The sequence below is a fragment of the Amphritea japonica ATCC BAA-1530 genome, from assembly GCF_016592435.1.
In the GTDB taxonomy this organism is placed as follows: Bacteria; Pseudomonadota; Gammaproteobacteria; order Pseudomonadales; family Balneatricaceae; genus Amphritea; species Amphritea japonica.
The window spans coordinates 2,016,613-2,028,069 of record NZ_AP014545.1 but is presented as its reverse complement, the minus strand read 5'-3'; the positions used below and the strand labels follow the sequence as shown (position 1 = coordinate 2,028,069).

Genomic DNA, 11,457 nt, shown 5'->3' with positions numbered 1-11,457 from the left:
GGTAATCATATTAAAGAACTGAGTTAGGTTTATGAACCCTTTTCTGCCGCTTGATCCAAAAGGTGTATAAAGCGTCTTGCAGCATTACTCAGCGTTCGCTCTTTATGTGTAATGTAACCCAGCTCGCGGGTGACCGGCGGGGCATCGACATTTAACACGCTGAGACTGTGCTCACTCATGGTTTCCGGTAGCAGTGACCAGCCGAGTCCGATCTCAACCATCATCTTGATCGTGTCCAGATAATTGGTCGACATAGCGATATCCGGTTGCAGGTTAAGTTTGGCAAAGGGTTGTTCAGCGATGAGGCGGGTGAAGGTGGCGGTTCCGGGCAGAATTGCCGGATAGTCAGTGAGCTGTTCCAGGGTTACCTGCTTTAATTTGGCTAGTGGGTGATCGGAGGCAACCACGTAGTGTAGCTTATCCTGCCAGACTGTCTGGGAGAGAATATTCGGGTCCGGGTTCGGAGACAGGGTGATGAGTGCGATCTCAAGGTTGCCTCTGAGTACGTTGTCATAGGCAATTTCTGATTCATCAAAGCGCAGGTCCAGTTTAACCTCTGGGCACTCCCGGGTGAATTGGCGCAATATCGGAGGCAGGCGATGCAGGCTTATATGATGGCTGGCAGCGACGGAGAGGCTGCCGCTTATCTCACCGCTCAGATTACTCAAAGAGCGACGGGCATCTTCCAGTGCCAGTAATATTTTGCGTGCTCGGGGCAGGAGCTCCTGTCCGGCTTCTGTCAGGCTGACTGTTCGACCAATGCGATCAAACAAACGGCAATCGAGCTGCTGTTCCAGTATCGATATACGTTTACTCATGGCTGACTGTGTCAGAAAAAGCTGTTCGGCAGCACGAGAAAAAGAACCGGTTTCAGCGACGGCAACGAACGCCTGTAATGAGCCTGTATCCATAATGACCATCCTGTGTTGTTGGGAATAGTGTAGATATTCCTAAATGGAATGCAAACTATAAAAAATATGAATTTGTTTTCTGGTTAATGCTGCACTAGGATTGCAGCATACTAAAGGCTGTGCGTAGAACAGCCGGTTTCAAAGATGCAGTGAGGAATCCCACATGGCTGGACAAACGTTATACGACAAACTCTTTGAGTCGCACTTAGTGCGTACCAACGAAGATGGTAGTTCATTGATCTATATCGATCGTCAGGTGTTACACGAAGTGACGTCACCACAAGCGTTTGAAGGGCTGCGAATTGCCGGTCGTAAACCATGGCGTATCGATGCAAACATCGCAACACCGGATCATAACGTGCCGACGACTGAGCGTTCCGGTGGTGTAGACGAAATTATCGATCCGGTTTCTAAGATTCAGGTTAAAACACTGGATGAGAACTGTGATGAATTCGGCATCCTTGAATTTAAGATGAATGATCATCGTCAGGGTATTGTGCACGTTATGGCTCCGGAGCAGGGCGCTATTCTGCCGGGCAGCACTGCTGTCTGTGGTGATTCCCATACCGCTACGTTGGGTGCGCTTGGTGCGTTAGCGCACGGTGTAGGTACTTCCGAAGTAGAGCATGTACTGGCGACACAGTGTCTGATTACTAAACAGATGCGCAACATGTTGGTACGTGTAGATGGTGAGCTTGGCCTTGGGGTAACCCCTAAAGATGTTGTGCTGCATGTTATCGGTGTAATCGGTACTGCCGGCGGCACTGGCTATGCAATCGAATTTGGTGGTGATGTGTTCCGCGCGATGTCGATGGAAGGCCGTATGACCGTGTGCAATATGGCGATTGAAGCCGGTGCGCGGGTCGGTTTGGTCGCTGTTGATCAGATTACCATTGATTACTTTGAGGGCCGTCCATTCTCACCGAAAGGCGAGCACTGGGATGCTGCAGTGGCTGAATGGCGTGATCTGGTTTCAGATGCTGATGCTGAGTTTGATGCGGTGGTCGAAATAAATGCTGCGGATATTGAGCCACAGGTGACCTGGGGAACTTCACCAGAGATGGTGGTCGGGGTTTCCGGACAGGTGCCTAATCCTGAGGCAGAGAAAGAACAGGTTAAGATCGATGGTATTAACCGGGCCTTGACCTATATGGGTCTTCAGGCGGACCAGAAGATAACGGACATTCAGTTAGATCGGGTGTTTATCGGATCTTGTACTAACTCCCGAATTGAAGACTTGCGTGACGCGGCTAAGGTTGTTGAAGGGCGCAAAGTTGCTGAAAATATTATTCAGGCGTTGGTGGTGCCAGGCTCTGGGTTAGTTAAGGCGCAAGCTGAAAAAGAAGGTTTGGATAAGATCTTCGTTGCGGCAGGGCTTGAGTGGCGTGAGCCAGGCTGCTCTATGTGTCTGGCGATGAATCCGGATAAGCTGGGTAATGGTGAACATTGTGCTTCTACCTCTAACCGTAACTTCGAAGGTCGTCAGGGCTTTGGCGGCCGTACCCATTTGGTAAGTCCGGCGATGGCAGCCGCTGCTGCGGTTACCGGCCACTTTATCGATGTGCGTGAGTTGATTAAATAAGGTAGCGGAGAGCGACATGAATAAGTTTACATTGCACACAGGTATCGCCGCTCCTATGGATCGGGCCAATATTGATACTGATATGATTATCCCTAAACAGTTTCTTAAATCGATTAAGCGTTCCGGTTTCGGTAAGAATCTGTTTGACGAGCTGCGTTATCTGGATGAAGGTCAGCCGGATCAGAGCTGCGAAGGTCGTCCGTTAAATGAAGAGTTTGTGTTGAATCAGGCCCGTTATCAGGGCGCCAGTATACTACTGGCACGGGAGAATTTTGGTTGTGGTTCCAGCCGTGAACATGCGCCATGGGCGTTGGATGATTACGGTTTCCGTTCGGTGATCGCACCTAGTTTCGCAGAGATCTTCTACAATAACTGTTTCAAGAACGGTCTGTTACCGATTGTGTTACATGACGATAAGGTCGATCAGCTCTTTAAAGAAGCCGCGGCTACCGAAGGCTATCAGCTGACAATCGATTTGGAACGCCAGCTGGTGGTGACGCCATCCGGTGAAGAGATGTCGTTCAGCATGGATGATTTCCGCAAGCATTGCCTTCTGAATGGGTTGGACGATATCGGTCTGACGCTGCAACACGGTGATGATATTCGAGCTTACGAAGAGAAGCGCCGTCAGCAGGCACCCTGGTTGTTTGACGCGATTAAGTAATCTGATAATGAAATTCAGGCTGCTGGCTTATGTCTGCAGCCCAGTTTAAGGAAGCAAAGTAATGTCTAAGAATGTATTGATTTTACCTGGTGATGGCATTGGTCCTGAGATCGTTGCGCAGGCCCGTCGTGTATTAGAGCTGGTAAATGCGCAGGATAATTTGGGTTTAGAGCTGACTGAAGCGTTGGTTGGCGGTGCAGCGATCGATGCGGACGGTGTCCCTCTGCCGCAGGCAACGCTGGATGCGGCTAATGCAGCGGATGCTATCTTGCTGGGTGCTGTGGGTGGTCCTGAGTGGGATACTAATCCAGATTTTCAGATTCGCCCTGAAAAAGGCTTGCTGGGTATCCGTTCAAACCTGGGTTTATTTGGTAACCTGCGTCCGGCAATTTTGTATCCGCAACTGGCTCACGCGTCTACGTTGAAACCTGAAGTTGTATCCGGTCTGGATATTCTGATCGTACGTGAACTGACCGGTGGTATCTATTTTGGTCAGCCACGGGGTGTCCGCGAGAAAGAGGGTGGTATACGCGAGGGGTACAATACTTATGTGTACGATGAAAACGAGATCCGTCGTATCGGCCGTGTTGCGTTTGAAGCAGCCCGTGCCCGTGATAAACGTCTCTGTTCCGTCGATAAAGCCAATGTGCTTGAAGTAACTGTGTTGTGGCGTGAAATCATGGAAGAGCTGTCTAAAGAGTACCCAGACGTTGAGCTAAGCCATATGTATGTTGATAACGCGGCGATGCAGCTGGTGCGTGCGCCAAAGCAGTTTGATGTGATGGTAACCGGAAACATGTTTGGCGATATTCTGTCTGATGCTGCAGCGATGCTGACTGGATCAATCGGTATGTTACCGTCAGCCTCTCTGGATGTGAACGGCAAAGGTATGTATGAGCCTTGCCATGGTTCAGCGCCTGATATCGCGGGTCAGAATCTGGCCAATCCACTGGCAACTATTATGTCAGCTGGCATGATGTTGCGTTACTCGCTGAACGAGGGTGCGACTGCTGATCGTATCGAAGCGGCGGTTAGTGCGGTTCTTGATCAGAACCTGCGCACCGGTGATATCTGGTCTGAAGGTATGCAGAAGGTTTCGACATCTGAAATGGGTGATGCGGTAATTGCCGCGTTACAGGCATAAAACGGTTTTTAGGCTGGTAACTGGCTATAAATCGCTCTAAATCAGATAGTCTATGTGACTAAATTGTTGCATAATTATATGGCTCCGGAACGTCCGGAGCCATAGTAAGCTGTCACAGGTAATATGTGGCGGCTTTATTATTTTATATTATTCCTAGTTTTTGGTGGAACAGATGAAGCGTGTAGGTTTTGTAGGTTGGCGCGGAATGGTTGGTTCCGTGCTGATGCAGCGCATGATGGAAGAACGTGACTTCGACTATATCGATGAGCCGGTCTTTTTTACAACGTCCCAGGCAGGTCAGGCAGGTCCGGATATCGGTAAAGATATTCCTGCGCTGAAAGATGCAACATCCATTGATGAACTGAAACAGATGGATGCCATTATTTCCTGCCAGGGCGGCGACTACACGAAACAGGTCTACGGTGCTCTGCGTGAAGCCGGCTGGAAAGGCTACTGGATTGATGCAGCTTCCTCTTTGCGGATGGAAGATGATGCGATCATCGTGCTTGACCCTGTCAACATGAATGTCATTAAAGACGGCCTGGCTAACGGTGTAAAAACCTATGTTGGCGGTAACTGTACTGTTTCCCTGATGCTGATGGGTCTGGGCGGTCTGTTTAATTCTGGACAGATTGAGTGGATGACCTCCATGACGTATCAGGCAGCATCGGGTGGCGGTGCGCGTCATATGCGTGAGCTGATCTCTCAGATGGGTGTGATTAAAGACTCAGTTGCTGCTGATCTGGCAAATCCTGCCAGCGCTATTCTTGATATTGACCGTCAGGTTGCACAGACGATTCGTTCTGGCGATATGCCAACGGATAACTTTGGTGTGCCACTGGCAGGGTCACTGATTCCCTGGATCGATACCAAGTTGGATAACGGCCAGAGTCGTGAAGAGTGGAAAGCCTATGCTGAAACGAACAAGATTCTGGGCTTGAACGACAGTCCTATTCCTATCGATGGCACGTGCGTGCGTATTGGTGCAATGCGCTGTCACAGCCAGGCTTTCACAATTAAGCTGAAGCAAAATCTGCCAATGGATGAGATTGAATCCATGATTGCTGAAGCAAACGATTGGGTGAAAGTAATTCCAAACGATCGTGATATTACGTCCAGTGAACTGACACCGGCTAAAATCACAGGTACTTTGAATGTGCCTGTTGGTCGCCTGCGTAAGATGAATATTGGCGATGAATACCTGAATGCTTTCAGTGTTGGTGATCAGCTGCTTTGGGGAGCGGCTGAGCCGTTACGCCGGATGCTACGGATCTTGTTGGAAGACTGATCTGCATCGAATTAAAGATAACCGGCTGATATAGCCGGTTTTTTTTTGTCTGGGTCAGGCTGATTCATATCAACTAATCTCCTATAAAAGAAATTCACACAAAGGTGATAATCACAGTCCCCAACTTAGGTAGTGTAAATTTCTGCCTGCTCAAATTGATTTATAACGGGTGTAATTTCTATAGATGGCTTCTTAAGTTTATGTATTATAAGGGTTATATTGATTTCATTAGCTGTTTTTCGTGTTTGTATAGCAAGTGTGTGCAGGAATTTTAGGTTTTTAATTCTCAAGATTGCCTCTATCAGGTCGATCTGAGTTGTTGATTAAACAGCAGTTTTAATGAATACTTTGGCCATTAATACTGGATACGTAACTTTCTGAATATTGACGCTTTTTATCAATTTCAGAACCGGGGAAATTAAGGAAGCGAAAATATGCTGCGCAAATTAGCCCTAAGTTTGGCAATTGCAGGTGCACTAGGAACCTCCAATGCATATGCACTGGGTCTCGGTGAAATTAAAATAACGTCAGCGCTGAATGAGCCTCTGCAAGCAGAGATACAGCTTCTTCAGATGCGAGAAGTCGACCCACAACAGATTCAACCCAGCATGGCAAATATCGATGATTTTGCCCTGGCGGGAATAGAGAAGTTACGTTTCCTCTCCGATGTGTCATTTGAGGTCAAGCCGAGTTCTTCTGGGCGCGGATCTATCGTGATGACTTCGTCAGTACCGGTGAAAGAACCGTTTCTGAACTTTTTGGTAGAGGTTAACTGGCCGAGTGGCCGGTTAGTCCGTGAATACACGGTCCTGCTCGATCCTCCTGTCTACGATCCTACGCCAGCGCCTGTTGCTGTTCAGCCTGCGCGATCTGCTGCGACGCCGGTTTCCGCCCCTGTTGCTGCTAAACCGTTAGCCCCGCAGAAACCAGCTAATAATATTCGTACCCGGATGACTGACGGGCAGGTTTATGTAGATGTAAATGACACCTTGTGGGATCTTGCCAAGCGTCATAAGCCCAGTGCCAATATCACTGAAGCTCAGATGATGCTGGCATTACAGCGCAAGAACCCTGAAGCCTTTAGTAATAATAATGTTAATCAGCTGAAGGCTGGGGTTGTATTAGACCTGCCTTCCGAAGCAGAAATAAAAACGCTGAGTCAAAAGCAGGCCAATGAAGAATTCTGGCGCCAGACCCAGATGTGGAAGCAGGGTGTTGTGAACCCAGCGGCTGAAGTGGAGCAGATGGATGCCACAAGTGCTGAAGATAAAAAGGCCGCTTCCGGAAAAAAGGGTGAAGAAGTTGCAGCCAAGTCGGCCCAGGGGCAGCTTAAGATAGTTTCTCCTGATACTGCTGCAGATGCAGGAACTGCCTCAGATCAGGCGGCCGATATTGACACTAGTACTGCTGATGCTGCGTTGCTGGAAAAAAACAAGCAACTGGAAACGGAACTTGCTTCGGCACTGGAAACAGTTGACCAGATTAAACGTGAAAATGAAGAACTTTCAGGCAGAGTTGATGCGCTTGCCCAGCAGATGGAAAGTTTACATCGACTGGTAGAGCTGAAAGATCAACAGTTGACTGATCTTCAGGCAGAGCTGGATGCCGCTAAACAACAGCCAGCTGTAGCGCCTGTGCCGCCAGCACCGGAAGCTAAGCCTAAAAGTCTGTTAGAACAGTTTGGCCTCTATATTGGTGCCGCTGGTGGTGCAATTGTTGCGTTCCTCCTGGCACTGCTTCTGTTGCGCCGTGGCAAAAAAGAGGAGCCACAGGCAGCGCCTGTTTCTGAGGAAACAGCAATAGTTGATGAGCAGCCTCAAGAGCAGGAAGCGATTGAAGAGGTTGTTGCAGACGCCGATGTTGAACCAGAAGCGGCTGAAGAAGAGAGTGACCTGGATGATCTCGACCTTGATCTCGATATGGATCTGGATAAAGTTGATGATGCCGATGAGCAAATAATTGACGAAGATGAATTCGATCTTGGCTTTGATGATGCGGTGTCTGAGGTTCCGTCTGAGCCCTTAGCAGAAGAAGTTGAAGAGGCCGAAGAAGAGGTTGATGACGCTTTAGATTCGATTCTGGGCGAAGAGACAGAGTCTCTGGATCTTGATGATCTTGATGATGACCCACTTGCAGATAGTCTGGCAGATCTGGCAGATGAAGAGCCTGAGCTTGATAGTCTGGAAGACTTGCTGGCCGAAGTAGATGATGCGTCTGGTAGCGGTGATGAGCAAGAGACGGACGATCTTGAATTTAATGTTGCTACGCCTGCTGAACTTGATATTGAAGAAGCTGTAGAAGAGCTTGTTGATGAGGCCGAAGCACCGTCAGAAGATGAACTGGATCTTGATTTCGATCTTGATCTTGGTGAGACCGATACGGTTGCTGCTGATGCTGACTCGGAGGATGAACAGGCTCTGGGCGACATGTTGGCTGAGGATGAGATCGAGATTGATGATCTCGATGCGCTGCTGGCGGATGCAGACGCTTCTGAGGAGGTTGTTGATGCCTCAGATGAAGAGTTTGCTGACCTTGAAGAACTGTTGGGTCAGGAAGATGAAGCTGATACTGATGTTGAGGATGATCTTTCTGAGTTGCTGGCCGGTGTCGATGAGTCTGACGTTGAGGAGCTGGATGTTTCTGAAGAATCTTCCAATGCTGATCTTGATGCTGATCTGGCAGCGCTTCTTGATGGCGCGGCAGGTGATGAGATAGTGCTTGATGAAGAAGTGCTGTCGCCACCTAATGCAGAGGAGCAGGATTCGGCAGTGGCAGATGACTTAGATGCCGAGCTTGATTCAGAGCTAGAGATGTTATTGAGTGATGCTGGTGGTGATGAGCTTAGTCTGGATGCAGGAGATGACAGCGAAGATGATTCTCTTGATGGTCTGAACCTACTTGAAGGTGCTGACGAAGTAGAAACTAAACTGGATCTGGCGCGGGCTTATCTCGATATGGAAGATTTTGATGGCGCTAAGGATATCCTTCAGGAGATTCTGAAAGAAGGCAGTGATGCTCAACAAACTGAAGCGAATAGTTTGCTGGGTTCAATTAATAGTTGAGATAAGACGTTATATGCAACGGGATAAAACCCAGATAGAAAAGCAGCAAGAGGCGACTTCGGTCGCCTCTTCTAGTTTCGGGGTTAAGCAGGTAGAAGTGGCTGATTCAAAGCTTAAGCGTTATGCGTTGTGCGTCGAGTATGCAGGTGCTGCATATCGGGGCTGGCAGACGCAGAAAGAGAAAGATGTTCCTTCCATACAGGAAACAGTTGAAAAAGCGTTATCTAAAATAGCGAATGGGCCAATTAAAGTGATCTGTGCGGGTCGAACTGATGCCTGTGTCAGTGGTACCTATCAGATAATACATTTTGATACTGACGCCGTGCGGCCTGACAGAGCCTGGGTCAGGGGGACGAATACCCACCTTCCTGATGATATTGCTATTCGGTGGGCTAAGTCGGTGGATGATACTTTTCATGCTCGCTTTTCGGCTATGGAGAGGCGTTATCGCTATCTGATCTATACCTCGCCGGTAAAACCAGGTTTGTTAAGCAGGGGCGTCACTTGGACTCATAAAAAACTGAACCTCTTCCGGATGCAAGAAGCCGCAAATTACCTGGTAGGTGAGCATGATTTTACCTCTTATCGGGCGATAGCTTGTCAGGCTAACAGTCCGGTTCGTGAGGTAAAAGCGATGGAGCTTTATCGCGCGGGCGATCTTATCGTGATTGATGTACGGGCAAACGCTTTTCTGCATCATATGATTCGTAATTTTGCCGGTGTTTTAATGACTATCGGGGCAGGTGAGGCGGAGCCGCTTTGGGCCAGGCAGGTGCTTGAAGCGCGTGACCGCACTCGAGGCGGAGTGACGGCGCCTCCTTATGGTCTGTATTTTGTCGATGTAAAATACCCGGATCAATATGATTTGCCAAAATCAGAACTGGGGCCTTATTTCCTGACGCAAAACGGTTAACCTCAAGGCCTGCTATCTGTTACTATTACTCTCTTTTAAAGTAGTCTGATCCAAGTGTTGAGAACTCGCGTAAAAATCTGTGGTATTACAAGGCTTGAGGATGCGCTGGCAGCGATTGACGCTGGCGCGGATGCGCTTGGCTTTGTCTTTTATCCGCCTAGTCCCAGATCTGTTGAAGCGACTGTTGCTGAAGCGATAATTAAGCAATTGCCGCCTTTTGTTACGACGGTAGCATTGTTTGTAAATGAATCGCCAGACCAGGTAAGGGCTGTTCTTGATCAGACAGGTATAGATCTGTTGCAGTTTCATGGTGATGAATCACCAGACTATTGTAACCAGTTTGAAAGACCCTATTTTAAAGCGCTGCGTATGTCTCCGGATATTGATGTGGTGGCTGAAACTAAACGCTTTGCTTCAGCAAGTGCTGTGCTGCTGGATGCTTATAGAGCTGGAATACCAGGTGGTACCGGTGAAGCGTTTGACTGGGATCGCATCCCGGCTGATTTGAGTAAGCCTCTCATTCTTGCGGGCGGACTCGATCAGGATAATGTGAAACAGGCTATTGACCATGTTCGCCCCTATGCTGTTGATGTCAGTGGTGGGGTTGAAGCAGCTAAAGGCCTGAAAGACAGTTTTAAAATAATATCATTTATGAATGAGGTATCTCGTGCCAACTAAAGAAGATCTCGCGATCGCAAAGCAAATGCCCGATGCCGGTGGCCATTTTGGTCAGTTCGGGGGACGTTATGTGTCTGAAACTTTGATGGCTGCTCTCCAGCAGTTAGAGCAGACCTACGAAATGCTTTGGCGGGATCCACAGTTTCAGGCCGAGTTTGACCGTGATTTAGCCCACTATGTAGGCAGACCGTCACCGCTTTATCATGCGGAGCGTCTTTCCCGGGAGCTGGGTGGCGCTCAGATATACCTGAAACGTGAAGACTTAAACCATACAGGCGCGCACAAAGTAAACAATACGATTGGCCAGGCGTTATTGGCAAAGTTTACGGGGAAGCCTCGAGTAAGCGCTGAGACAGGGGCAGGGCAGCACGGTGTTGCAACCGCAACGGTTGCTGCCAGGCTCGGTCTTGAATGTACCGTCTACATGGGCGAAGAAGATATTCGTCGCCAGGCATTGAATGTTTATCGGATGAGATTGTTAGGTGCTGAAGTTGTTTCTGTTACATCGGGTACTCGTACGCTGAAAGATGCGATGAACGAAGCGATGCGTGACTGGGTTACCAATGTTGATAATACATTTTATATCATAGGGACAGCGGCAGGCCCGCACCCTTACCCTAAACTGGTACGTGATTTTCAGTCCATCATTGGTCGGGAAGCACGTCAGCAGTGCCTGGCTCAGGCCGGTAAGCTTCCTGATGCTTTGGTTGCCTGTGTTGGCGGTGGTTCGAATGCGATTGGCTTATTTCATCCATTCATCGAAGATGCAGATGTACGCATGATTGGTGTTGAAGCGGGTGGCTATGGCATTGAAACGGGTCAGCACGCAGCACCGCTAAGCTCGGGCTGTCATCCGGGTGTGTTGCATGGTAACCGTACCTGCCTGATGTCAGATGATGGCGGTCAGATTATTGGCACACATTCTGTTTCAGCGGGTCTTGATTATCCGGGTGTAGGGCCTGAGCATTCCTATCTGCAGGATATTGGCAGGGCTGAATATACCGCGATTAACGATGATGAAGCGTTGCATGCATTCCGACACCTGACCCTGACTGAAGGCATTATGCCTGCACTGGAATCCAGTCACGCAGTGGCTGAAGCGATGAAGATGGCGCCAACAATGGACAAAGATCAGATTATTCTGGTTAATCTGTCTGGCCGTGGTGACAAAGATATCCATACTGTCGCTGAAATCGATGGCATTAACTTTTAGCC

Annotated in this window: 9 protein-coding genes; 8 read left to right on the top strand and 1 reads right to left on the bottom strand. The window is 48.8% G+C overall.

The window, feature by feature from the left end; genetic code table 11:
* Positions 1 to 29 precede the first annotated feature (29 nt).
* Entirely contained in the window at positions 30 to 911 is an 882-nt protein-coding gene (locus AMJAP_RS09400) for a LysR family transcriptional regulator (RefSeq protein WP_019622280.1), read from the bottom strand.
* A gap of 163 nt (positions 912 to 1,074) precedes the next feature.
* Between AMJAP_RS09400 and leuC the strand changes: the two genes are divergently transcribed.
* From leuC to trpB, 8 genes are all read left to right on the top strand, one after another.
* Complete coding sequence (leuC, locus tag AMJAP_RS09395; RefSeq protein WP_019622281.1) at positions 1,075 to 2,493, top strand: 3-isopropylmalate dehydratase large subunit; 1,419 nt, start codon at positions 1,075 to 1,077, stop codon at positions 2,491 to 2,493.
* Positions 2,494 to 2,509: 16 nt separating this feature from the next.
* A complete protein-coding gene (gene leuD, locus AMJAP_RS09390) occupies positions 2,510 to 3,157 on the top strand; it encodes a 3-isopropylmalate dehydratase small subunit (RefSeq protein WP_019622282.1) in 648 nt (215 codons plus the stop codon).
* Between the two features lie 61 nt (positions 3,158 to 3,218).
* Positions 3,219 to 4,301, top strand: coding sequence for a 3-isopropylmalate dehydrogenase (gene leuB, locus AMJAP_RS09385; protein WP_019622283.1), 1,083 nt, complete (start codon positions 3,219 to 3,221; stop codon positions 4,299 to 4,301).
* Positions 4,302 to 4,473: 172 nt separating this feature from the next.
* Entirely contained in the window at positions 4,474 to 5,589 is a 1,116-nt protein-coding gene (asd, locus tag AMJAP_RS09380; protein WP_019622284.1) for an aspartate-semialdehyde dehydrogenase, read from the top strand.
* A 434-nt stretch (positions 5,590 to 6,023) separates the two neighbouring features.
* Entirely contained in the window at positions 6,024 to 8,651 is a 2,628-nt protein-coding gene (locus tag AMJAP_RS09375) for a FimV/HubP family polar landmark protein (protein WP_019622285.1), read from the top strand.
* Positions 8,652 to 8,664: 13 nt separating this feature from the next.
* The gene (gene truA, locus AMJAP_RS09370) at positions 8,665 to 9,564 is read left to right on the top strand and encodes a tRNA pseudouridine(38-40) synthase TruA (protein ID WP_019622286.1); all 900 of its coding nucleotides are present in this window, start codon (positions 8,665 to 8,667) and stop codon (positions 9,562 to 9,564) included.
* 57 nt (positions 9,565 to 9,621) lie between these two features.
* Positions 9,622 to 10,242 carry a phosphoribosylanthranilate isomerase gene (locus AMJAP_RS09365; protein ID WP_019622287.1) on the top strand — a complete coding sequence of 207 codons (621 nt, stop codon included), beginning with the start codon at positions 9,622 to 9,624 and terminating at the stop codon, positions 10,240 to 10,242.
* Positions 10,220 to 11,455, top strand: a complete 1,236-nt coding sequence (gene trpB / locus AMJAP_RS09360) for a tryptophan synthase subunit beta (protein ID WP_201356368.1) — start codon at positions 10,220 to 10,222, stop codon at positions 11,453 to 11,455. The genes AMJAP_RS09365 and trpB overlap by 23 nt, the downstream gene beginning before the upstream one ends.
* The last annotated feature ends 2 nt before the right edge of the window (positions 11,456 to 11,457 follow it).

What these genes read in the sequence shown, in the direction of transcription:
- leuB (WP_019622283.1), top strand. Translation starts at nt 3,219, where the DNA reads ATGTCTAAGAATGTATTGATTTTACCTGGTGATGGCATTGGTCCTGAG.
- trpB (WP_201356368.1), top strand. Translation starts at nt 10,220, where the DNA reads ATGAGGTATCTCGTGCCAACTAAAGAAGATCTCGCGATCGCAAAGCAA.
- asd (WP_019622284.1), top strand. Translation starts at nt 4,474, where the DNA reads ATGAAGCGTGTAGGTTTTGTAGGTTGGCGCGGAATGGTTGGTTCCGTG.
- truA (WP_019622286.1), top strand. Translation starts at nt 8,665, where the DNA reads ATGCAACGGGATAAAACCCAGATAGAAAAGCAGCAAGAGGCGACTTCG.
- leuD (WP_019622282.1), top strand. Translation starts at nt 2,510, where the DNA reads ATGAATAAGTTTACATTGCACACAGGTATCGCCGCTCCTATGGATCGG.
- AMJAP_RS09400 (WP_019622280.1), bottom strand. Translation starts at nt 911, where the DNA reads ATGGATACAGGCTCATTACAGGCGTTCGTTGCCGTCGCTGAAACCGGT.
- leuC (WP_019622281.1), top strand. Translation starts at nt 1,075, where the DNA reads ATGGCTGGACAAACGTTATACGACAAACTCTTTGAGTCGCACTTAGTG.
- AMJAP_RS09375 (WP_019622285.1), top strand. Translation starts at nt 6,024, where the DNA reads ATGCTGCGCAAATTAGCCCTAAGTTTGGCAATTGCAGGTGCACTAGGA.